19 protein-coding genes and 1 pseudogene are annotated in these 21,865 nt (G+C 66.3%); 19 read left to right on the forward strand and 1 reads right to left on the reverse strand.

Going from position 1 to position 21,865, the window contains the following annotated elements; genetic code table 11:
* Positions 1–30 precede the first annotated feature (30 nt).
* The 12 genes and pseudogenes from DDE18_RS07600 (at position 31) to DDE18_RS07660 (ending at position 14,279) form a co-directional block, all read left to right on the forward strand.
* Positions 31–1,527: a CoA-acylating methylmalonate-semialdehyde dehydrogenase gene (locus DDE18_RS07600; RefSeq protein WP_116571648.1), complete on the forward strand. Its 1,497-nt coding sequence runs from the start codon at positions 31–33 to the stop codon at positions 1,525–1,527.
* A 44-nt stretch (positions 1,528–1,571) separates the two neighbouring features.
* The gene (locus DDE18_RS07605) at positions 1,572–2,537 is read left to right on the forward strand and encodes a sugar ABC transporter substrate-binding protein (RefSeq protein WP_116571649.1); all 966 of its coding nucleotides are present in this window, start codon (positions 1,572–1,574) and stop codon (positions 2,535–2,537) included.
* Positions 2,538–2,601: 64 nt separating this feature from the next.
* Entirely contained in the window at positions 2,602–3,636 is a 1,035-nt protein-coding gene (locus DDE18_RS07610; RefSeq protein ID WP_116571650.1) for an ABC transporter permease, read from the forward strand.
* Positions 3,633–4,622 carry an ATP-binding cassette domain-containing protein gene (locus tag DDE18_RS07615; RefSeq protein ID WP_116571651.1) on the forward strand — a complete coding sequence of 330 codons (990 nt, stop codon included), beginning with the start codon at positions 3,633–3,635 and terminating at the stop codon, positions 4,620–4,622. Before DDE18_RS07610 ends, DDE18_RS07615 begins: the two co-directional genes overlap by 4 nt.
* A complete protein-coding gene (locus DDE18_RS07620; RefSeq protein ID WP_116571652.1) occupies positions 4,619–5,656 on the forward strand; it encodes a Gfo/Idh/MocA family oxidoreductase in 1,038 nt (345 codons plus the stop codon). The genes DDE18_RS07615 and DDE18_RS07620 overlap by 4 nt, the downstream gene beginning before the upstream one ends.
* Positions 5,657–5,814: 158 nt before the next feature.
* A pseudogene (locus DDE18_RS07625) lies at positions 5,815–6,440 on the forward strand (TIM barrel protein).
* 1,519 nt (positions 6,441–7,959) lie between these two features.
* The gene (locus DDE18_RS07635; protein ID WP_281258356.1) at positions 7,960–10,173 is read left to right on the forward strand and encodes an ATP-binding protein; all 2,214 of its coding nucleotides are present in this window, start codon (positions 7,960–7,962) and stop codon (positions 10,171–10,173) included.
* A gap of 775 nt (positions 10,174–10,948) precedes the next feature.
* Entirely contained in the window at positions 10,949–11,098 is a 150-nt protein-coding gene (locus DDE18_RS22890) for a hypothetical protein (protein ID WP_165821081.1), read from the forward strand.
* 115 nt (positions 11,099–11,213) lie between these two features.
* Positions 11,214–12,515: an MFS transporter gene (locus DDE18_RS07640; protein ID WP_116571993.1), complete on the forward strand. Its 1,302-nt coding sequence runs from the start codon at positions 11,214–11,216 to the stop codon at positions 12,513–12,515.
* A 46-nt stretch (positions 12,516–12,561) separates the two neighbouring features.
* On the forward strand, positions 12,562–12,957 hold the full coding sequence (locus DDE18_RS07645; protein ID WP_116571654.1) for a tautomerase family protein: 396 nt from the start codon (positions 12,562–12,564) through the stop codon (positions 12,955–12,957).
* Positions 12,958–13,060: 103 nt separating this feature from the next.
* Positions 13,061–13,291 (forward strand): response regulator transcription factor, encoded by a 231-nt coding sequence (locus tag DDE18_RS07650; protein WP_245916507.1) that lies wholly within the window; start codon positions 13,061–13,063, stop codon positions 13,289–13,291.
* A 391-nt stretch (positions 13,292–13,682) separates the two neighbouring features.
* Positions 13,683–14,279: an IclR family transcriptional regulator gene (locus DDE18_RS07660; protein WP_425437549.1), complete on the forward strand. Its 597-nt coding sequence runs from the start codon at positions 13,683–13,685 to the stop codon at positions 14,277–14,279.
* Between the two features lie 77 nt (positions 14,280–14,356).
* Here the strand turns inward: DDE18_RS07660 and DDE18_RS07665 are convergent, their stop codons facing one another.
* Complete coding sequence (locus DDE18_RS07665) at positions 14,357–14,881, reverse strand: winged helix-turn-helix transcriptional regulator (protein ID WP_245916550.1); 525 nt, start codon at positions 14,879–14,881, stop codon at positions 14,357–14,359.
* A gap of 60 nt (positions 14,882–14,941) precedes the next feature.
* On the opposite strand from DDE18_RS07665, the gene DDE18_RS07670 reads away from it, so the two are divergent.
* From DDE18_RS07670 to bphC, 7 genes are all read left to right on the forward strand, one after another.
* Positions 14,942–15,997: an aldo/keto reductase gene (locus DDE18_RS07670; protein WP_116571658.1), complete on the forward strand. Its 1,056-nt coding sequence runs from the start codon at positions 14,942–14,944 to the stop codon at positions 15,995–15,997.
* Between the two features lie 255 nt (positions 15,998–16,252).
* Complete coding sequence (locus tag DDE18_RS07675; RefSeq protein ID WP_116571659.1) at positions 16,253–17,746, forward strand: aromatic ring-hydroxylating dioxygenase subunit alpha; 1,494 nt, start codon at positions 16,253–16,255, stop codon at positions 17,744–17,746.
* A gap of 62 nt (positions 17,747–17,808) precedes the next feature.
* Positions 17,809–18,372 carry an aromatic-ring-hydroxylating dioxygenase subunit beta gene (locus tag DDE18_RS07680; protein ID WP_116571660.1) on the forward strand — a complete coding sequence of 188 codons (564 nt, stop codon included), beginning with the start codon at positions 17,809–17,811 and terminating at the stop codon, positions 18,370–18,372.
* A gap of 8 nt (positions 18,373–18,380) precedes the next feature.
* On the forward strand, positions 18,381–18,707 hold the full coding sequence (locus DDE18_RS07685) for a non-heme iron oxygenase ferredoxin subunit (RefSeq protein WP_116571661.1): 327 nt from the start codon (positions 18,381–18,383) through the stop codon (positions 18,705–18,707).
* Positions 18,704–19,942, forward strand: a complete 1,239-nt coding sequence (locus tag DDE18_RS07690) for an NAD(P)/FAD-dependent oxidoreductase (protein ID WP_116571662.1) — start codon at positions 18,704–18,706, stop codon at positions 19,940–19,942. The genes DDE18_RS07685 and DDE18_RS07690 overlap by 4 nt, the downstream gene beginning before the upstream one ends.
* A gap of 13 nt (positions 19,943–19,955) precedes the next feature.
* Positions 19,956–20,789 (forward strand): cis-2,3-dihydrobiphenyl-2,3-diol dehydrogenase, encoded by an 834-nt coding sequence (gene bphB / locus DDE18_RS07695; RefSeq protein ID WP_116571663.1) that lies wholly within the window; start codon positions 19,956–19,958, stop codon positions 20,787–20,789.
* A gap of 104 nt (positions 20,790–20,893) precedes the next feature.
* On the forward strand, positions 20,894–21,775 hold the full coding sequence (gene bphC / locus DDE18_RS07700) for a biphenyl-2,3-diol 1,2-dioxygenase (RefSeq protein ID WP_116571664.1): 882 nt from the start codon (positions 20,894–20,896) through the stop codon (positions 21,773–21,775).
* The last annotated feature ends 90 nt before the right edge of the window (positions 21,776–21,865 follow it).

Here is a 21,865-nt window from a genome sequence, read left to right on the forward strand (position 1 = left end):
ATCCACCGCAGCACGAAGGAAGAGAACCCTGTGAGGACGATCGAACACTGGATCGGCGGCACCCGGAGCACAGCTGGCTCGAGCCGCACCAGCCCGGTCTGGAATCCCGCCACCGGAGAGGAGCAGGCCGAGGTACTGCTCGCCTCAGCGGCGGACGTGGACCACGCGATCGCGGTGGCACGTGACGCCTTCGACACCTGGTCACAGAGCTCGCTGAGTGCCCGCACGAAGATCCTGTTCCGCTTCCAACACCTGGTCGAGGCCAACCTGGACCGGCTGGCCGAGGCGATCACTGACGAGCACGGCAAGGTGCTGTCCGACGCTCGCGGCGAGGTGCAGCGCGGCCTGGAGGTCGTCGAGTTCGCATGCGGCATCCCGCAGTTGCTCAAGGGCGACTACTCCGACCAGGTGTCGACCGGCGTGGACGTGTTCTCCTTCCGCGAGCCGCTCGGCGTGGTCGCCGGGATCACGCCGTTCAACTTCCCGGCGATGGTGCCGATGTGGATGTTCCCGGTGGCGATCGCGTGTGGCAACACGTTCGTGCTCAAGCCCAGCGAGCGGGATCCTTCGGCGTCCGTCCTGCTCGCGGAGCTGTGGGCCGAAGCGGGGTTGCCGGAGGGCGTGTTCAACGTCGTGCACGGTGACAAGGAGGCGGTCGACGCGATCCTGGACCACCCCGACGTCGCCGCAGTGTCGTTCGTGGGCTCGACCCCGATCGCCCGCTACATCCACCAACGCGCCACTGAGAATGGCAAGCGAGTTCAGGCCCTCGGCGGGGCGAAGAACCACGCGATCGTGCTTCCAGACGCCGACCTCGACTTCGCCTCCGACCACCTGGTGGCTGCGGCGTTCGGGTCGGCGGGCGAGCGGTGCATGGCGATCTCGGCCGCGGTGGCGGTGGGCCCCACCGGCGACGCGTTGGTCGAGGCCGTGAACGCCAAGGCGCGTGCCGTGGTCGTCGGCTCGGGCCGGGACGCAGCGAGTGAGATGGGCCCGGTGGTCACCCCGGCCGCCCGTGAGCGGATCGTCGGCCTGATCGACGCCGGCGAACGGCAGGGCGGGCGGGTCACGGTCGACGGGCGTCGTCTCGTCGTACCCGGCCACGAGGACGGGTTCTTCGTCGGGCCGACGGTGATCGACGGCGTGACGCCGCAGATGGACTGCTACACCGAGGAGATCTTCGGCCCGGTGCTTTCGGTGCTGCGCAGCGACGACGTCGACGAGGCGATCGCCCTGATCAACGCCAACCCCTATGGCAACGGCACCGCGATCTTCACCTCCAGCGGCGAGGCCGCGCGGCGGTTCCAGCGCGGCGTCAAGGTCGGAATGATCGGCGTCAACGTCCCCGTACCCGTTCCGATGGCGTACTACTCCTTCGGCGGGTGGAAGGACTCCCTCTTCGGCGACAAGCACGTGCACGGCCCCGAGGGCGTGTCGTTCTACACCCGCGCCAAGGTGGTCACCTCACGCTGGCCCCACGTCGAGAACCCGATCGGCGCAAGCTTCCACTTCCCCACGAACGCCTGACCGGACACGTCGTCCGACCGGGTCCGCAGAGAAAGGCACCACACATGAGGCACAGAAGGATCACCATCACCGGGCTGGCCGCGTCGGCCCTGTTGCTCGCCGCGTGCAGCGGCACCGGCAAGGAGGAGAGCGGGGCCCCGACGGACACGTTGGACGTCACCTACGCGGTGATCACCCACAGCGGTCCTGGCGATGCGTTCTGGGACCGGGTGAAGTCCGGCGCGGAGCGCGCCGGTGACGACTACGGTGTCTCGGCCGAGTACTCAGCCGATCCCGATCCCTCCAAGCAGTCCGAGCTCATCGACGCCGCCGTCGCCGACGACGTCGACGGCATCGTCGTCTCGATGGCCAACCCGGACGGCCTCCAAGACAGCATCGAGGCGGCCGTGGAGGCGGGTGTCCCGGTCGTGACGATCAACTCCGGTTACGACCAGTGGGCGGACTTCGGAGCCATCACCCACATCGGTCAGAGCGAGACGATCGCCGGCCGCGAGGTCGGCGAGCGGCTCAAGGAGGAGGGCTTCAGCCACATCCTCTGCGTCATCCAGGAGGCCGGAAACATCGCTTTGGAGGAGCGGTGTGCCGCAGTTGCCGAGACCGCCGGCGGCACCGTGGAGAACCTGCAGGTCGACGGCACCGACGAGAACGCCGTGACCTCGACGATCACGTCGAAGCTGCAGTCCGACGACTCGATCGACGCCGTGCTCACTCTCGGTGGTCAGTACGGCATCAACGCGGTGGCGGCCGTCGACCAGGCTGGCAGCGACGCCCAGGTCGCGACCTTCGACCTCAGCGAGGACGTCATCAACGAGATCGAGGACGGCAACATCCTGTTCGCCGTCGACCAGCAGCCCTACGTCCAGGGTTACCTCGGCGTCACCACGCTCTACCTGAAGTCGATCAACGGCAACGACGTGGGCGGCGGCCAGGCCATCAACTCCGGCCCGGCGTTCATCACGAGCGACAACGCCGACTCGGTGCTCGAGTTCGCCAAGAACGGCACCCGCTGAGCGGGGCGTGGGGCCCGCCGCTTCGGGCGGGCTCCACCCCGGCTTCCAGGAAAGGAACCAGCACATGACAACCACTGCGGTCGCGGACGAACGCGTCGTCCGCACGTCTCCTGTCGCCAGCGTGATGAAGCGCCCCGAGATCGGCGCGCTCCTAGCAGCGGTCGCGATCTTCGCCTTTTTCGCCCTCACGACCGACACCTTCGCCACGGCTCAGGGAGCCAGCACCTGGCTGGACTCGGCCTCGACGATCGGCATCATGGCCGTCGCGGTCTCGCTCCTGATGATCGGCGGCGAGTTCGACCTCTCCGCCGGGGCGATCACCGGCTTCACCGGTCTGGTCGTCGGCGTCCTGACGACCGAGTACGGCCTGAACATCTGGGTCGCGATCCTCGTCTCGCTCGGCCTCGCTCTCGGGGTCGGCTTCCTCAACGGCCTGATGGTGATGAAGACGGGATTGCCCAGTTTCATCGTCACCCTCGGCACGTTCTTCGTGCTGCAGGGCATCGACCTCGCCGGGACGAAGGCGCTGATCGGCCAGGTCGCCATCCAGGGCATGCGCAACGTCCCGTACTACGACCAGCCCCAGAAGCTGTTCGGGTCGTCCTTCGAGTTCGCCGGCGGCACGGTCGTCGTATCGATCCTGTGGTGGATCGCAGTGACCGCGTTCGCGACCTGGGTGCTGCTCCGTACCCGTGTCGGCAACTGGGTCTTCGCCGTGGGCGGGGCCAAGCAGTCCGCTCGGCAGGTCGGCGTGCCCGTCGTGGGCACCAAGATCGGGTTGTTCATGACGACGGCCGGCTGCGGCTGGCTGGTCGGGATGCTGCTGCTTTTCAGCAGCTCCACGGTGCAGAGCAACACCGGGGTCGGCCAGGAGTTCATCTACATCATCTGCGCCGTCGTCGGTGGCTGCCTGCTGACCGGCGGCTACGGCTCGGCGATCGGCGCGGCGTTCGGCGCGCTGATCTACGGCATGGCCAACCAGGGCATCGTCTACGCCGGCTGGGACAACAACTGGCTGAAGGCGTTCCTGGGCGCGATGCTGCTGGGCGCGGTCCTGCTCAACGAATGGGTGCGCAAGCGAGCGGAGGAGGCACGATGACCGAGGACGAGAAGGTGAGCGCGACCGGCAAGCGGATCGGCAGGGTCGCCCGCGAGTACGCGACGCAACAGGCCAAGGAAGCGGGGCGCCGCAAGGAGCTGGAAGCGGCCGAGACCCCGGTCACCGCCGACGGTCCGGCGATTCCCCCGCGGGGAACCCCGATCATCGAGGTGACCGACATCGGCAAGTCCTACGGCCGGGTGATCGCGCTGAAGGACGTGACGACGTCGGTCAAGGCAGGCGAGGTCACCTGCGTGCTGGGTGACAACGGTGCCGGCAAGTCGACGTTCATCAAGATCCTCGCCGGGGCGCACCAGCACACGGAGGGCACATTCCTCGTCGACGGCGAGGAGCGCCACCTGTCCAGCCCGCGCGATGCGCTGGCACTCGGGATCGCGACCGTCTACCAGGACCTTGCCGTGGTCCCCCTGATGCCGGTGTGGCGCAACTTCTTCCTCGGCTCGGAGCCGGTGAAGGGCATCTGGCCGGCCCGACGGCTGGACGTCGAGTTCATGAAGAAGACGACCCGCAGCGAGCTCCTCGCGATGGGCATCGACCTGCGCGACGTGGACCAGCCGATCGGCACCCTCTCGGGTGGTGAGCGGCAATGCGTCGCCATCGCGCGGGCCGTCTACTTCGGGGCCCGGGTGCTGATCCTGGACGAGCCGACCGCTGCGCTCGGGGTCAAGCAGTCCGGTGTGGTGCTGAAGTACATCGCCAAGGCCCGCGACCGCGGTCTGGGCGTCGTGTTCATCACCCACAACCCGCACCACGCCTATCCCGTCGGAGACCGGTTCATGCTCTTGAGGCGCGGCCGCAGCATGGGCGACTTCCCGAAGTCGGAGCTGACCGTGCAGGACCTGACATCGATGATGGCCGGCGGCGCGGAGCTGGAGTCCCTGGCGCACGAGCTCGAGCGCACCATGGGCTCATCGAACGACATCGTCGCAGAGCTCAAAGCCGAAGCGGAGGCCGAGGCAAAGTGACGGTTCGCATCGCCCTGGTGGGGGCCGGTCGCATCGGCGCCCACCATGCGGAACTCATCGCCCGACACCTCCCGGGCGCGACCCTGACCGCCGTCGCGGATCCGCGCCCCGGCGTCGCGTCAGCCCTGGCGGAGCCGCTCGGCGCTCGGGCCGAGACCGATCCCGGCTCGGTGTCCGCGGCGACCGACGTCGACGCGATCGTGATCGCCGCGTCGTCCGTCGCCCACGCCGGCCTGATCCGTGAAGCGGCCGAGGCCGGCAAGCACGTCTTCTGCGAGAAGCCGGCCGGGATGAGCCTGGCCGAGATCGACGCAGGACGGAAGGCCACAGCGGCAGCCGGGGTCGCGTTCCAGGTGGGTTTCAACCGCCGTTTCGCACCCGACTTCGCGGCAGCGCACGACGCGATCGCGGGCGGTCGGGTCGGCGACGTACGGCTGATGCGCTCACTCACCCGCGACCCGGGCAGCGGCCTGGCCGACCCCGGCGCGATCCCGCCGTGGACGATCTTCACCCAGACGCTGATCCACGACTTCGACACGCTCAACTGGCTCAACCCGGGAGCGCGAGCCGTCGACGTCTCCGCGACGGCCGACGCCCTCATCGCGCCGGACTTCAAGGAGGGCGGCCTGCTCGACACCGCGGTGGTCGTCATCCGCTACGACAACGGCGCGATAGCCACCGCCGAGGCGAACTTCGCGGCGACGTACGGCTATGACGTCCGTGGCGAGGTCTTCGGCTCACGCGGGATGGTGACGATCGGCAACGGGTCCCGCACCTCGATGCGCCTGCACGACGCTGAGGGCCGGCTCGCCTCGACCGCGCGAAGCGACACCGAGCTGCTTCGGGAGGCGTACCTCGGGGAGTTCGCCGAGTTCGCGGCGGCGATCGAGGACGGCCGCGCGCCGAGCGTCGGAGGCGACGAGGCGTGGGCCGCTTTCGCCATCGCCGAGGCCGCGATCGAGTCCTACCGCACGGGTGGGCGCGCCGAGGTCGCCGTACCCGTGGCGTCTGACGGACGAGGAGCTTCTCGATGACCTTCACCCTGGCGGTGTGCTCGGAGATGGTCTACCTCGACGAGCCGCACGTCGACCGCGTCAAGCGCATCCACGACGCCGGCTTCGCGGTCGAGATCTGGGACTGGACGGCCAAGGACGCCGCAGCACTGGCTGCGACCGGTGCGCGGTTCACGTCGATGACCGGGTATGTCAGCGGCGACCTGACCAGCCCCGACGGGACCGCTGCGCTGCTCGCGTCGGCGGCGGAGTCGATCGAGTTCGCCCGCCGGATCGGGTCACCCGCGCTGAACCTGCACGGGACCGGCCTCGGGGAGGGCGGACTGCCTCTCCGACCCGTCGAGGTCGTGACGGGCGAGATGTGGCTGGCCGCGCTGCGCACGCTCGAGCAGGTCGCGGAGCTCGGGCAGCAGCACGGGATGACCTTCGTGCTCGAGAACCTCAACACTGAGGTGGATCACCCGGGGACGCCGTTCGCTCGCGCGGCGGACACGCTCGCGCTGGTGCGGGCGGTCGGGAGTCCGCACTGCGGATGAACCTGGACCTCTACCACGCCCAGATCGGCGAGGGGAACTTGATCGAGCTGATCCGCCGGTCGGCGCCGTACGTCGGTGAGGTGCAGGTCGCGGACGTCCCCGGACGCTGCGAACCCGGCACCGGCGAGGTCGCCTGGCCGGCGGTCGCGCGGGCGCTTGCCGAGGCCGGGTACGACGGCGTGGTGGCCCTCGAGGCCTTCGCCAGCCGACCCGGAACGGCCGGCTCCGACGCAGCGCTCGCCGCATTCCGGGATGCGTTCTCGTTGTAGCGCGCGCGCCCACGACGCACTGAGCGGGCTACCACCGATCAGCCGGCTGCGACCAACCTGATGACCAGATCCGTCTAGTCGTGGAGCTGGCTGGTGCGCCGCCCACGAGACGCCAACGCGGAGCGCAAACCCGACACCGGCCATACACCGTTTCAGTCCGGGGCGGGCTCGCTCAGCACCGGCCGGCTGCGCGTCGCGCCCACGCTGGCGACCACGACGCAGCCGACCGCCACCCAGTAGATCGGCGAGAGCAGCTCGTGGAGCACGACGATCGCGGTGAGCGCCGTTGCTGCTGGTTCGAGGCTGCCAGGTCTCGGCCTCTCAAGTACGGGGCTTCGCGAGCAGGGGCAAGGTCGACGGCGCGGACTATGGCTGCGCCCGAGAGGAATACGGGGGAAGCTCCATCGGCGGAGAGTGCTGCGGTGCCGCGACGAACGGTCGGAACGGAATCGAAGGCTTGGGGCCCGTGACATCAAGTCGCGAAACCGCAGGTCAGCGACCGGGTCTAGGTCGTGACGTGGCAGTCCGCGTTGGTGCCCCAGGCCAGAGTCGAACTGGCGACCTTTCGCCTAGGAGGCGGCTGCTCTATCCATCTTCAGGGCCCGATGAGGGGCGCCATGGGGCGGGAAGCAACGGTGCCCGGACACCAATGCCGCCACGTCCACACGGCAGGCTTCCCGCGTAACGCGCTCGCGAACACCTTCGAGATGTTGCTCAACCTGAGACGTCCTGAGAGACCGATGCTGTCTGAAGGCGGTCGCGGGATCAGCCGAGCATTCGGAGGGCACCCCCTGTAGCAGGGCTCGACAGCGATTTGAGTCGGGCCACGTTTATGTCCCGAAAGCGCCAGCGCAAGCCGTCGAATCTGAGCAGACGGGGTCATGATCACTGGGCCATCGCACCCGCGTGTTGGCCGAGTCTGTGCAGGTCAGGGCACACGTCGGCAAGAGCGGTCAAAGTTGGCAGACCTGGGAATCCGCACACGCCGCAGGTCCCAGAGGTCGCAGGTTCAAATCCTGCCCCCGCTACTGAAAAGTGGCCCGTGACCTGCGGAAACGCAGATCGCGGGCCACTTGTGTTTCGATCCATTTCGGCTTGTGTCGCGCTTTGTGACCCAAAACCTCCGCGCGAGGGCCACGGTCATCCCGGGGCGCCGACGACCGCAGTCGCAGTAGAGAACCTCGCTGACCACTCGAACAGCGTCGCGACGACCTTCAACGACCTCTCACCTGAGGCAGTCCAGATCGAGGCGCACCGCGAGCACGCCACCGCCCCCGTGACCAGCGGCGGATCCGGCTTGGTGAAGGTCGACCCGAGGACTCAGTCAACTCCGATGAACCCTGCCAGCCGCCCCGGTGCCGGGAGTACATTCGAGCACGTAGATCCGACCAGTGGATCCGAGCCGGCAGAGCTGAGGGCAATGGGGTCGTCGCGTCACGAGAAAGTCGTCGGGCACTTGCCGCTGGAGATCAACGAGATGGTCGGCCGCCGACAGGAAACGGCCGAGATCCGACAGATCATGGCTTCTCACCGGCTTGTCACGGTGACCGGACCCGGGGGCATCGGAAAGACGCGCACGGCATTGCACGTCGCCCGTTCGGCCCGTCGTACCTTCGCCGATGGTGCGTGGTTCGTCGAGCTCGGCTCGTTGCGGGACCCCTCGCTGGTCGGCCAGGTCGTGCTCGAGGCTCTCAAGGTGCCCGACTCTTCGACGCGGGATCCGGTGACGGTGCTGATCGAGTACCTTCGCGGCCGCGAGACACTGCTCGTGGTGGACAACTGTGAGCATCTCGTCGTCGGGGTCGCTCGTCTCGTCGATGCGGTGCTCCGGGAGGTGTCTGGGGTCCAGGTGCTCGCGACCAGCCGTCAGCCGCTCGGAGTGCCAGGCGAGGCGACCTACCGCCTCGCACCGCTGCCGGTTCCGGCAGAGGAGTTCGCAGACGTGCCGCAGGTCTCTGGCTTCGCGTCGATCGAGCTGTTCGCGGCCCGGGCACGGGCGGCGCTCGGTTCCTTCGAGGTGGATGCGTCGAACATCCGCGACGTCGTACGCCTCTGCACAACGCTCGAGGCACTGCCGCTCGCGCTCGAGCTGGCGGCGTCCCGACTCAAGGTGATGACGATCGACGACCTCCTCCGGCGACTCGACGACCGGTTCACCATGCTCAAGGGGAGCAGCACCGTCGGTGCGCCTCGCCACCAGACGCTCCTCGCCGCGGTGGCCTGGAGCCACGACTTGTGTACCCCCGCCGAGAAGCTTTTATGGCGTCGGGCCTCGGTGTTTACGGGTGGCTTTGACCTGAACGCGGCGGAGGAGGTGTGCTCGGGCGGGGACCTGCCCCGCGATCAGGTCTTGGACGCGCTGCTCGGCCTGGTCGACAAGTCCGTCGTCGTCAACGAACAGGGCGACGGCCGGGTGCGGTTCCGGATGCTTGCGACGCTCCGCGAGTTCGGCTCGGAGTGCCTCGCGGAGGCTGGGGAGCTCGAAAGCCTCCGTGCCGCCCACTGTGCGTGGACCTCGGGCATGCTGGCTGAAGCGGCCGCCGAATGGTTCGGTCCGGGCCAGGCCGAGTGGACCGCAAGCCTTCGCCTCGCCCAGTCCGACATCCGGGCCGCGCTGGAGTTCTGCGCCACCCACCCCGACTACGCCCGCGTCGGCCAGCGAATGGCCGGAGAAAGCTGGTTCCACTGGATCGCCGGCGAATATCTTTCCGAGGGCCGCCTCTGGCTTGAGAGGCTCCTCGCTGCCGACACCCGACCGAGCGTCGAGCGTGCTCTCGCCCTACGAACCGCAGCAGGGGTCTCCGCGCTCCAAGGAGACACCGGCCGGGCGGACCAGGCGGCCGCTGAGTGCGAACAGCTCGCCAGCGACCTCGCGCGACCAGACCTCGTCGCCTACGGCGTGCACATGCGGGCGCTCTCCGCCTTCTTCGCCAACAGGGCTGCGGAGGCGGAAGATCTCTTCCTCCGCGCCCGAACGCTCTACGCCGATTTCACGGTTTCCGAGGCTTGGAGGCTCCTGCTCCTGGTCCACTACGGCTCCATGCACGCTCTGCAGGGCGACCTGCAAGTCGCTGCCGGCTTGTTCGAGGAGACCCATTCGCGCAGCGAAGAGAACGGTGACCAGTGGGCGCGCTCATACGCCGTCTGGGGTCGCGGCATGGTCAGCTTCCATGCCGGAGAGCTCGAGGAGGCCGAGACCTCGCTGCTGCGGAGCATCGAGATGAAGCGACCATTCCACGATCTGCTCGGGCTTGCCCTGGCCCTGGATGCGTTGGCGTGGGTGCTCGCCGCGAAGGGTCAGGCCCTGCGGGCCGCCCAACTCGTGGGAGCCGCATCGTGGCTGTGGTCCACCTTCGGCATCGACCTCTTCGGCTCCGAGTTCTTCACCGCGCAGCGTGCACAATGCGAGGCCGCCGCCCGCCAGGCGCTCGGGGACCCGGCCTACGTCGAGGCGGTCCGACAGGGTGCCTCGGCCTCGCTCGACGACACCCTTGGTGAGCTGGTGGACCACGAGCCCGCACACCGCGTGCCCCGGCGTACCGAGTCGTTGCTGACCAGGCGCGAGCAGGAGGTCGCAGCCCTGGTGGCCGAAGGGCTGACCAACCAGGAGATCGCCGACAGGCTGGTGATCTCGACGCGTACGGCAGAAGCGCACGTCGAGCACGTGCTGCGCAAGATGGACTTCCGCTCACGAACCCAGATCGCCACCTGGTACGCGACTCGTATCGACTGACCTGACGGTGCCGCCAGGAGGGGTGGCGCCGGGCCGGGCGGCGCACCGCAGTGTCGAGCCATGACGGATCGCACGGATCTGCGTCGTGCGCCGGATGCTGGTTCGGGGTCTCTGGGGTCAAATCAACCTCGAGCTTCTCCGCAAGATACTCCCGGTCGAACTCCTTGTTCCCCCCGACGTACAAGGCGATCATCCGCCGGATGAGCCCCTGCTCCAGCAGCTGGCCGAGGCTCGAGTCGTCGACCCCGCGGCTGTTGCAGACGATCTCCAGGCAGGCCACTTCGGTGAGTTGATGTCAGCCAGCGCCTCTACGGCGGAGGCGACCGTCTTGTCCATCACGCGACCCCGGAAGCGAGTCCGAGCGTCGCGGCAGCCTCGTCGACGCTGGCCGGCTCGCCCGGCGCCGCGGCAGGAAGACCCTGGCCGATCCGGTGGTCGTCGCGGCAGGAAGACCCTGGCCGATCCGGTGGTCGTAGAAGTCGGGGCGAACCCGCTGCCTGACACCCGCTACCGCCCGTCCCCGACCCGGTACCGCCACACAGCGAGCCGCCCAGTCACGGCCGCCCGTTTCGGAGAGGTCTTTCGGATCAGTAGTTTTCCCGGATGCCCCAATGGTGAGACACGCCACACGATGGATGCCGGTCAGTGATCAGGGACACGTATCGCCCCTTTACTCCGTCTACGAAGCGGATCCTCTGACCTCACGCTCGATTGACGATCGAAAAGAACATCCAATGCCGACGGGAAGGGTAGCCCCACTGCTACGAAGCAGCTCGTGAACCTTGCCGTCAATGAGGGCATCGCTGCGGCCGACCTCGGCATGGCGGAGGTACGGCGGGCTATTTTCCGTTCGGATGACTTCGTCACCGGTGTCATCTCGTACCGGGATAACGGCATCGGCCAAGCCAAGTTCGAAGGGCGTTGACCATGACCCACGAGCTTCCTCTGAAGTTTACATCCGCTGTTCTTCTACGACCGAAACCGCGACATAACACGCAAACTCCAGGCCACTGTAAGCCTCTGAAGGAAATATTATGACAATGTTGTTGCCATCCACGAACGTCGCCCAGACCCTCGCTGAACGCCGCAGATCCCTACGGGCAACGGCAATCGGGAACGCGCTCGAGTGGTTTGACTGGACGTTGTACACCACTTTCTCCGCCTACCTGGCGTTGCAGTTCTTCGACCCCAGCGACCCGACGTCGGCGCTGCTGTCAACGTTCGCAATCTTTGCGGTCGGGTTCTTGATGCGACCTCTTGGCGGGTGGTTTTTCGGCTGGCTCGGGGATCGTCGCGGCCGCAAGGTCGCAATGATAGCCACCATGCTGCTGCTCGCGTTCACGTCTGTCGCGATCGCGGTGACCCCCAGTTACGAGGCCATCGGCGTTTGGGCATCCGTGCTTCTGTTGTTTTGGCGGCTACTCCAAGGGCTTGCCTACGGCGGCGAGACCGGTGTTGCGTACACCTATGCCGCCGAACTCGCGCCGCCGGACAAGCGCGCCTTTTGGTCCAGCTCAATCTTCGTCAGCGTGATGATCGGGGTTATGGCTGCAACCGGACTCGCGGCGGTGTTGACATCGGTGTTGAGCACTGAGGACATGGAGGCCTGGGGGTGGCGGGTAGGCTTCGCGATCGGTGGTGTTCTGGGCATATACGCAATGATCCTGCGGCGCAGCGCCGGCGAGAGCGACGTCTTTGAAAAAGCACGCACGGCAACTGGACCGGAGGTGCGTTCGCTGACCCGCCGTGACATTCTTCGTATGTCCGCGCGCATCATCATGATCGCCGCCTTCGCGCAAGTCGGGTTCTACATTTGGGTTGCTTTCCCCCCGGCATTCGCGATCGCCACCAAAGGCATGGACCCCCAGGGCGCGTATATCGCCGGTCTCCTCGCTCAGGCTATCGCGGTCTTCTGGCTACCGATATGCGGAATCATGGCGGACAAATTCGGCCGCAAACGCATGCTCGCCATCTATGGCGTCGGAGTGGTCCTGGCAGTGGTCCCAGTCAGTATGATCCTCGGCTCTCAACCCTGGACACTTTTCGTCTCACTGCTGGTCGGCCTGTTGGTCTGGTGCCTGTGCTCAAGCATGTTTCCGGCGATACTCTCGGAGCAAGTGCCCACCTTTGCTCGCGCGCGTACCGTGGGTATGGTCTCCTCTGTGTCCGCGGCTCTGTTCGGCGGTACGGCCCCGTACTTGAACACCTGGCTTAGCTCCATCGGGCTTGAATGGATCTTCCACATCTACCTGATGGGCCTCGGCGCGCTGGCGCTCATCGCGGCCTTCGTCATTAAAGAGACCAAGGGCGTGCCACTAGATGAAATTGGAACCTCTCGATGATCACAGTGCGATTCCGGGTGCCACCGCACACGAATGAGGAGCCTCGATGCCCATAGTCGATATCACTCTGATCGAAGGACGACGCTCTCCCGAGGTCATCCGCGCGATCGCTGACGGCGTTCACGATGCGCTCGTCGAGCACTTTGGCATCCCGACCGACGATCGATTCCAGATCGTCCATCGGAAGCAGCTTGACGAACTCATCTATGATCGCTCGTTCCTTGGCGGGCCGAGGTCCGATGGGTACGTGATGGTGCGAATCACCGTCGGTAAAGAACGACCCGAGCTCATCAAGCATGCCTTGTACAGAGCCATCGCGGACAACCTCGCCCGAAATGCGCATGTCGATCCCGAGGACGTCTTCATCGCGCTCAATACCGTGGCGTTATCCGACCTCTCCGTCGCAGGCGGGCGCCCATTCCGCCCACCCCACATAACCTGATCTCAACAGGAACCGAATCGGTCAGGCGCTCGGGGACCCGGCTTACGTCGAGGCGGTCCGACAGGGTGCCTCGGCCTCGCTCGACGACACCCTTGGTGAGCTGGTGGACCACGAGCCCGCACACCGCGCGCCGCAGCGTACCGAGTCGTTGCTGACCAGGCGCGACCAGGAGGTCGCAGCCCTGGTGGCCGAAGGGCTGACCAACCAGGAGATCGCCGACAGGCTGGTGATCTCGACGCGTACGGCAGAAGCGCACGTCGAGCACGTGTTACGCAAGTTGGACTTCCGTTCGCGTACGCAGATTGCCACCTGGTTCACGACTCGTGCTGACTGACGTTGGCGTGCCAGGATGAGGTGGGTATCGGTCGCTCAGGTGATAGCGGACCCGCGGAACACTATGCAGCGCTTTGGTCAACCGATCAGATCCAGCTCTGAGTGCGCACCGGGGCGTTCTTCGCTCCGCCGGTCGCGGCATCCGCCGCATTGGGCCGCAGCCCCGGCCAGCACCACGAGTGTGAGTCCTGCGTACTGCGACGCCGATGGGTTCTGCTGGAGCACGGCCAGTCCCAGGAGTACGCCGAATGCGGGCTCGAGGGCCATCAGGGTGCCGAACGCGGTCCGGCGTCATGTGACGCAGCGCGAGCACCTCCAGCGCGAACGGGATCACTCGGAGCAGGAGAGCGAGCCCCAGCGCCCAGACGAGCACTCTGCTGTCGATATGTCCTGTGGCCTGCGGGATACCCACGGCGGCACCGGGATCTCCGAACCGCCACGTCCCATCACCGCTTGGCCTGCCATGGACCGACCGCGTCGAGGAGGCTGTCCGCCGCATCGCTCGTCAGACTGGCGAGAGCGCGTTCTTCTCGGTGAAGCGCGGCAACGAGACCGTGTGCCTTCTCCGCGAGGACGGCAACTTCCCCATCCGCTCGCACGTCCTGTACGAAGGCGTCCGCTTCCCGCTCGGGGCGGCTTCTGCTGGCCTGGCGATTCTCGCGCACCTGTCAGAACGCGAACGCGAGACCTATCTGGCCGAGCGCACACTCACCCACGCTTATGGCGCGGAGCATGCCCCTGGTCCGTTGAGGGAACGGATCGCAGAGACGCGACGGTCGGGCTTTGCACTGAATCCCGGCCAAATTGTTGAGGGTATCTGGGGGATGGCGTCGGCTGTCTTCGACGGCTCGGGTGACCCCCGCTGGGCGTTGAGCATCAACGGCATCGAGGCGCGCTTCCCCGAAGCTCGGCGGGCGGCGATAGTCAACGCCCTCTCGGCGCAGTGGGCCCGGTTTGTTGCTGGCACCGTCCTGGACGCCCGCACCTGATCACTGTCTCGGCGGTCGCCCGCGCCCCCGCCGGCGCGGGCCGCTGGCAACGCCGGCTCGCAGACTGACCGCTTAGCTTAGCTCGACCGACGGTCGGGATCCGCCTCGATATCGGACCGAGCGGTTGATGAGAATTGCGCATCCCCTTGGCTCACCGAGCGGCCCTCGGTGTCGACGAAGGCAACTCGGAGTGGGTGACCTGACTGCGCTGAGGTGGGGACCACGGTGAGCTCATTGCGTGGCAAGTGCGCTGCCCCCCACTGCTGCAGCGCGGCTAAGACGATGTTCAGATCATGTCCTGCGGGGGTGGGCTCGTAGGCCCAGCGTGTGCGTTGTTGTGGCGCTCGGTAGGGCACCTTCTGCAGCACGCCGTGCTCGACGAGGACGCCCAGTCGGTCGGTGAGCACGTCGGTCGCGATGCCGAGTGAATCACGGAACTCAGCGAAGGTGCGTCGGCCGAACAGGGTCTCGCGGATGATCAGGAAGCTCCACGGATCCGCGAGCACACCCAGGCTGCGCGCGATGGCGCAGGTGTCCTCGAGCGCGCGGGTACGAGCGCGGGACCGAACAGTCATGGCTCGATCGTAGTCCTGGGTTGGCACGGCCAAGTCCGAAGGCTAGATTGGCATTGCCAACTCAGTCTGCAGCGAGGAAACTCTGTCATGCGCTTCAAGACCTTCGGCCGTCGCACAGGACTGCGCGTGTCGCAGTACGCCCTCGGAACCGGCAACTTCGGGACCGGGTGGGGCGCGGGCGCCGAGCCGGAGGAGGCCCGGGCGATCTTCGATCGGTTCCGCGACGTTGGCGGCAACTTCATCGACACTGCCGATGCCTACCAGATCGGCGAGTCCGAGCGGCTTCTCGGTCAATTCATCGGCTCCGACCGTGACGACATCGTGCTGGCGACCAAGTACACCGTGGGCGCGTCGGCGGACCGGCGGCTCTCCCGTACCGGTAACGGGCGCAAGAACCTTCGATTGTCGGTCGAGGCGAGCCTTGCCCGGCTCGACACCGACCACATCGACCTCCTGTGGGTCCACTACCCCGACGAGCTGACCCCGGTCGACGAGATCCTGCGCGGTCTGGACGACCTCGTCAGCCAGGGGAAGATATTGCACGCTGCCTTCTCGAACTTCCCGGCATGGCGGACAGCGCGCGCCGCCGCGCTCGCGGATGCGGCCCGGTGGGAGCCGGTCGCTGGCATCCAGGTCGAGTACAGCCTGGTCGAGCGCTCCGCGGACCGGGAACAGCTGCCGATGGCTGAGGCGCTGGGGCTCGGTGTGACGACGTGGTCGCCCCTCGGTGGGGGTCTTCTCACCGGCAAGTACCGAACCTCCGACGACGGGCGTCTCACGGATCTCAAGACCTTGATCCACACCGAGTCGTCGGCTCAGAAGACTGCCGTCGTCGACGCTGTGCTGGAGGTGGCCGAGGACCTCGGACGACCAGCTGCTCAGGTGGCGATGGCCTGGGTCAACGAACGGTCGCGACGCTGCTCGACCGCCGTGGTGCCGGTCATCGGGCCGCGCTCGACCGCACAACTGGCCGAGTACCTCGATGCATTGGAAGTCAGACTCACTGAGGAGCAGTACGCCCGATTGAGCGCAGTTAGTGCTCCCGACCTAGGTGTCCCGCACACAGCTAACGCAGCGAAGCTCGACGGTCTGCAGGGCGGCCGCGCCGACTTGGTGGACCAGCCTGCCTTCCCGGTCGCCTGATCAGGGGTCACCTCCCGCGCTCCTTCGCAGCGCGGAGCTCGCCGACGTTGTGAACCACCTTTACCGCGCCCCCATGGTCCTCGGGGCAGTGGTGCCGAGGGCTGACTCAAGACGAGCACCCGAGCCTCGCTGATCAACCGCTCTGCCTTGAACGCCGGGCTGGTTACGCCCGCTTGCCTGCGACCGGTGATCGAATCCGTAGTTTTCCCGGATGTCCCGGGGGTGAGGTACGCCACACGATGGTCCTCAAGCGTGATGAGGGACACGGAGAGCCAAGCTTCCTCCGGCCATGAAACGGATCCTCCTCTGGCGTCACGCCGGGCTGACAGCCCAACGTTTTCCATTGCCGACGAAAAGGGTTTACCGGTGACCAACTTGCAGTCTGGATCAACACCAGCGGGAAAGAGCTCGAGGTGGGCCGACGCCGACATCGCGGCGCTGGTGGACGAGAAGAATGGGCGTCTCGATCCCCAGATCTTCACCGACCAGGCCATCTACGAGCAGGAACTGGAGCGCATCTTCGCTCGGTCATGGCTGATGCTGGGCCACGAGACCCAGATCCCGAACGCCGGCGACTTCATGACGAACTACATGGGCGAGGACCCCGTCATTGTCGCGCGGCAGAAGAACGGGGACATCCGCGTCTTCCTCAACCAGTGTCGGCACCGGGGCATGCGGATCTGTCGGGCCGACGGAGGCAACGCCAAGTCGTTCACCTGCAGCTATCACGGCTGGGCGTACGACACCGCCGGCAACCTGGTGAGCGTTCCGATGCAGCAGGAGGCCTTCCCCAAGCTCAAGAAGGAGGAGTGGGGCCCCCTCAAGGCTCGTGTGGAGACCTACAAGGGGCTCATCTTCGCCAACTGGGACGCCGACGCCCCCGACCTCGAGACCTACCTGGGCGAGGCGAAGTTCTACATGGACCACATGTTGGATCGGACCGAAGCAGGCACCGAGGCCATCCCAGGTGTCCAGAAGTGGGTCATCCCCTGCAACTGGAAGCTGGCCGCCGAGCAGTTCGCGAGCGACATGTACCACGCGGCGACCACCGCTCACCTGTCCGGCATCCTCGCGGGGCTGCCCGAAGAAGTCGACATCACCGACGTGGCGCCGCCGACGACCGGCATCCAGTTCCGCGCCCCCTGGGGTGGGCACGGCACCGGGTTCTACATCAACGACCCGGCACTGCTGCTCGCCATCACCGGGCCGAAGATCGCTGGGTACAACACTCAGGGACCGGCCGCCGAGAAGGCTTCTGAGCGTCTGGGAAGCATCGAGCGTGGCGCGCAGGTGACCGCGGAGCACATGACCATCTTCCCGAACTGCTCCTTCCTGCCAGGCCTGAACACGGTCCGCGCATGGCACCCCCGCGGCCCTAACGAGATCGAGGTCTGGGCATTCACCATCGTCGATGCCGACGCACCCGACGACATCAAGGACGAGTTCCGTCGCCAGTCGATGCGCAGCTTCTCTGCGGCTGGCGTCTTCGAGCAGGACGACGGCGAGAACTGGGTCGAGATCCAGCAGGTGCTGCGCGGGCACATGGCTCGCAGCCGGCCGTTCAACGCGGAGATGGGCCTGGGGGAGACACGAGAGGACCACCCGGACTATCCCGGAACGATCAGCAATGTGTACAGCGAGGAAGCGGCTCGTGGGCTCTACACGCACTGGGTTCGGATGATGACCTCTCCTGACTGGGCGACCCTCAACGCCACTCGCACTCCGCAGCTCGACGCAGCGTCCGCATAACCGAGCAGGGGCGTCGACCGCCTGCTACCCGACACACTCTTCGGCCAAGAAATAGGTCCGCCATGATCGAGACGACATCACCCAGCACCCCCTTCATCGCCAAGCCGGCGCCCATCGACGTGGCGCTGCAGCAGGAGGTCGAGCTGTTCTACTACTGGGAAGCGAAGCTTCTCAATGACCGGCGATTCCCGGAATGGTTCGCGCTTCTGGCGGACGACATCCGCTACTGCATGCCGATCCGGACCACCCGCGTCTTGCGTGAGTCCCACCACGAATACACCGGACCGAACGACTACGCGCACTTCGATGAAGACGCGGTCTACATGCGCCAGCGTCTCCGCAAGATCACCTCCGACGTGAGCTGGTCGGAAAATCCGGCTTCGCGCACCCGGCACATCATCTCGAACGTCATGATCGTCGACGGGGAGCATCCCGGCGAGTACCAGGTCTCGAACGTCTTCGTCGTCTACCGAAACCGTCTCGAGCGTCAGGTCGACATCTTCGCCGGCGAACGGCAGGACCTGCTGCGGAGGACGGACGACGACCGGGGATTCGAGATCGCCCGGCGAACGATCCTGCTGGACCAGAGCACCGTTCTGTCCAACAACCTCAGCTTCTTCTTCTAGGTCTCCCGATGTCTCTCACACGAATCTGTAGCCCGAGCGACCTGTCGCCTGGAGACATGCTTCGCTTCGAAGATGGCCCGGAGCCGATCCTGGTCTGCAACGTCGGCGGGGAGTTCTTCGCAGTCCAGGACACCTGCTCACATGACGACTGGTCGCTTGCTGACGGCGACCTGGAGGACGACATCGTCGAGTGCACGCTGCACTGGGCGAAGTTCTCCGTACGAACCGGCCAGGTCAAGGCCCTGCCCGCCTGCGTGGCCCTGCGCACGTTCGTCACCAAGGTCGAGGGAGACGATGTGTTCGTCGAGCTCGACAGTGATGCGACAGCCTCATGATCTCGAACATCGCAGTTGTCGGCGGTGGCGTCGCGGGTATCGCCGCGGTGCAGGCACTACGGTCCGATGGCTACGAGGGGCGTCTCTACCTGATCGGCGCAGAGAAGGAGCATCCCTACGACCGCACTGCCCTGTCGAAGAGCGTTCTGGTCGGAGAGAATAGCCACCCTCCTCCGCTGCTGCCGGTGGACTGCTACAGCGATCTCCGTGTGGAGCTCGTGCTCGACAGGACGGTGGAACGGCTGGACCTCGGTCGACGCGAACTGGTGCTCGATGGCGGTGTGGCGCTCATGGCCGATCGCGTCTTGTTGGCAACCGGCGCTCGTGCCCGCGCTGCGGCCATCCCCGGCTCGGAGCTGCCCGGCGTCGCTACTCTGCGGACCGCGAACGACACCTACGAGCTCCGCAGGCAGTGGCGGCCAGGACAACACCTGGTCGTCGTCGGAGGGGGCCTCATCGGATGTGAGGTCGCCACCACCGCCCGCAAACTCGGCCTCGACGTCACCGTCATCGAGGCGTCGGACGAGCTGCTCCAGCGTGTGCTCGGCCGGCGAATCGGTCGATGGTGCCGGCAGCGGTTGGAGGAACTTGGTGTCGCCATCCGGTTGAACACCGGAGTCGCCGAGTTCACAGGCACCGACCGGCTCACCGGGGTGATCGACACCGCGGGCCAGGTCCTGTCCGCCGACAGCGTCATCGTGTGTGTGGGTGCCGAGCCCGAAACGACGCTCGCCGAACAGGCCGGCCTTCATTGCAGCCGCGGCGTCGTCGTCAACGACTTCGGTGGAACCAGCGCCGAGGGAATCTTCGCGGCGGGCGACGTCGCGTCATGGCCGCTCCGCACCGGTGGCCGGCGATCACTCGAGACGTACATCAACAGCCAGAGGGAGGCCGCCAGCGTTGCGACTGCGATGCTCGGCAGGCCCATTCCTGCACCGCAGATCCCTCTGTCGTGGACCGAGATAGCCGGCCACCACATTCAGATGGTCGGGGATATCGAAGGCTCGGGGGAGTACGTCGCGCGAGGGGATCTCGACGACGGTCCAGCACTGCTGTTCAGACTGGACAACGGCCATGTGGCGGCAGCGGTCTCAGTAGGTGCGCCGCGCGACTTCGCCATGGCGAGCCGTCTCGTTGATGCCGGCGTCCAGGTGAGCCAGGAAGCACTCGCAGACGCCGATGTCGAGCTGCGTCAGCTGTATCAAGCGGCTCGCAGCAACGCGGCCGTCAACTAGAAGGAGCACTGCAATGAAACTCAAGGGTGAAGTCGCGCTGGTCACCGGCGGTGGCGCCGGCCTGGGGCGGGCAATCGTCGATCGCTTCGTCTCGGAAGGCGCGCGCGTTGCTGTTCTCGACCGATCCTCCGATGGGCTGTCGGCACTGAAAGAGGCGCATGGTGATGCGGTTGTTGCGGTCGAGGGCGACGTGCGGTTCCTCGACAGCCACCGTGAAGCCGCCGCGAAATGTGTCGAGCAGTTCGGAAAGCTCGACTGCCTAATCCCCAACGCAGGCGTGTGGGACTACTCGACCGCGTTGGTGGACACGCCAGATGAGGTGATCGAGGAGGCATTCGACGAGATGTTCTCCGTCAACGTCAAGGGATACCTGCTGGCGGCGAAGGCGTGTCTTCCTGCGCTATACGACAGCAAAGGCAGCATCACTTTCACTGTCTCCAACGCGGGCTTCTATCCCGGCGGCGGGGGCGCCTTGTACACCGGCGCCAAGCACGCGGTGGTGGGCCTCGTCAAGCAGCTCGCGTTCGAGCTGGGTCCCCACATCCGGGTCAACGGCATCGCCCCGGGCGGTCTCGGCGGAACCGACCTTCGTGGCCTCAAGTCGCTCAATCTCCAGGACACCAGCATCTCGACGATTCCGCTCGCTGACATGCTCGCCGGCGTCCTGCCGACGGGCCGGATGGCCACCGCCACGGAGAGTGCAGGTGCGTACGTCTTCTTCGCCACGCGTGCGGACACGGTGCCGCTGACCGGGAGCGTGCTGAATTTCGACGGCGGCATGGGCGTTCGGGGCTTGGACGGGACCAATCGCGGCGCGCTGCTCGACCAGCACTTCGGGCAGAAGTGAGCCGTCGGCCGCCTTCCGGGCCCAATCGCGTGTTCTCCATCGGCGCCGCCCGGCGACCGGTGCCCCTGTCGACGGCGGAAGCCGCATCTAGGAAAGGTTAGACAATGAGCGTTCAACGACTCGGATACTTGGGCTTCGAAGTGTCAGATGTGCAGGCATGGCGGTCGTTCATGACTCAGAAGCTGGGAGTCATGGAGGCGTCCGGCGACGAATCGTCGGCGCGGTTCCGAATCGACTCGCGCGCCTGGCGCCTGCAGGTCGACAAGGGAACCTCGGACGACATCTCGTTCGCAGGCTTCGAGGTCGACAGCGCACAGTCGCTCGCGGCGATCCGCAAGCGTCTGGAAGCCCATGGCGTAGAGGTGACCACGGAGAGTGCAGACGTCGCAGCCAAACGTGGCGTCCTCGGTCTCCTCTCTTGTTCGGACCCCGTTGGCTCTCGGGTCGAGATCTACTACGGCGCCACCGAGCTCTTCGAGGAGCCGTTCAACTCGCCGACCGGTGTCCACGGGTTCCTCACCGACGACCAAGGCCTCGGGCACTACGTTCTCGCAGTACCGGACATCGACGCGGCCTTGGAGTTCTACGTCGAAGCGCTGGGCTTCCATCTCTCCGACGTCATCGACTGGCAGCTCACCGACACCCTGGGAACCACCCTCCACTTCCTGCACTGCAATGGCAGGCACCACACCCTGGCTCTCGCGAGTCTTCCGAGTCCCAAGAAGGTTCATCACTTCATGCTCGAGACGACGAGCATGGACGACGTGGGTTTCACCTACGACAGGTTCGACGCCGACGGGACGGTCGTGCTCACCCTGGGCCGCCACACCAATGACCACATGTTCTCCTTCTACGGCGGGACGCCGTCCGGATTCGCCGTCGAGTTCGGCTGGGGTGCTCGTAACGTCGAACCAGGCTGGTCGGTGGTGCGCTACGACAAGATCAGCTACTGGGGTCACAAGCCCGCCAAGAAGCCGGAGGTCTGAACGACGAGTGCCACGTGGCAGCGTGCCCGGCCGGCGGGCCGTCGCCTTCTCCTCCAGTCCGAGTGCCAGGGCCGCGACTTCCCGGGCTGA

This window comes from Nocardioides gansuensis (genome assembly GCF_003076135.1).
Lineage (GTDB): Bacteria > Actinomycetota > Actinomycetes > Propionibacteriales > Nocardioidaceae > Nocardioides > Nocardioides gansuensis.

What these genes read in the sequence shown, in the direction of transcription:
- DDE18_RS07605 (WP_116571649.1), top strand. Translation starts at nt 1,572, where the DNA reads ATGAGGCACAGAAGGATCACCATCACCGGGCTGGCCGCGTCGGCCCTG.
- DDE18_RS07610 (WP_116571650.1), top strand. Translation starts at nt 2,602, where the DNA reads ATGACAACCACTGCGGTCGCGGACGAACGCGTCGTCCGCACGTCTCCT.
- DDE18_RS07615 (WP_116571651.1), top strand. Translation starts at nt 3,633, where the DNA reads ATGACCGAGGACGAGAAGGTGAGCGCGACCGGCAAGCGGATCGGCAGG.
- DDE18_RS07635 (WP_281258356.1), top strand. Translation starts at nt 7,960, where the DNA reads ATGGCTTCTCACCGGCTTGTCACGGTGACCGGACCCGGGGGCATCGGA.
- DDE18_RS07640 (WP_116571993.1), top strand. Translation starts at nt 11,214, where the DNA reads ATGTTGTTGCCATCCACGAACGTCGCCCAGACCCTCGCTGAACGCCGC.
- DDE18_RS07645 (WP_116571654.1), top strand. Translation starts at nt 12,562, where the DNA reads ATGCCCATAGTCGATATCACTCTGATCGAAGGACGACGCTCTCCCGAG.
- DDE18_RS07670 (WP_116571658.1), top strand. Translation starts at nt 14,942, where the DNA reads ATGCGCTTCAAGACCTTCGGCCGTCGCACAGGACTGCGCGTGTCGCAG.
- DDE18_RS07675 (WP_116571659.1), top strand. Translation starts at nt 16,253, where the DNA reads ATGAGGGACACGGAGAGCCAAGCTTCCTCCGGCCATGAAACGGATCCT.
- DDE18_RS07680 (WP_116571660.1), top strand. Translation starts at nt 17,809, where the DNA reads ATGATCGAGACGACATCACCCAGCACCCCCTTCATCGCCAAGCCGGCG.
- DDE18_RS07685 (WP_116571661.1), top strand. Translation starts at nt 18,381, where the DNA reads ATGTCTCTCACACGAATCTGTAGCCCGAGCGACCTGTCGCCTGGAGAC.
- DDE18_RS07690 (WP_116571662.1), top strand. Translation starts at nt 18,704, where the DNA reads ATGATCTCGAACATCGCAGTTGTCGGCGGTGGCGTCGCGGGTATCGCC.
- bphB (WP_116571663.1), top strand. Translation starts at nt 19,956, where the DNA reads ATGAAACTCAAGGGTGAAGTCGCGCTGGTCACCGGCGGTGGCGCCGGC.
- bphC (WP_116571664.1), top strand. Translation starts at nt 20,894, where the DNA reads ATGAGCGTTCAACGACTCGGATACTTGGGCTTCGAAGTGTCAGATGTG.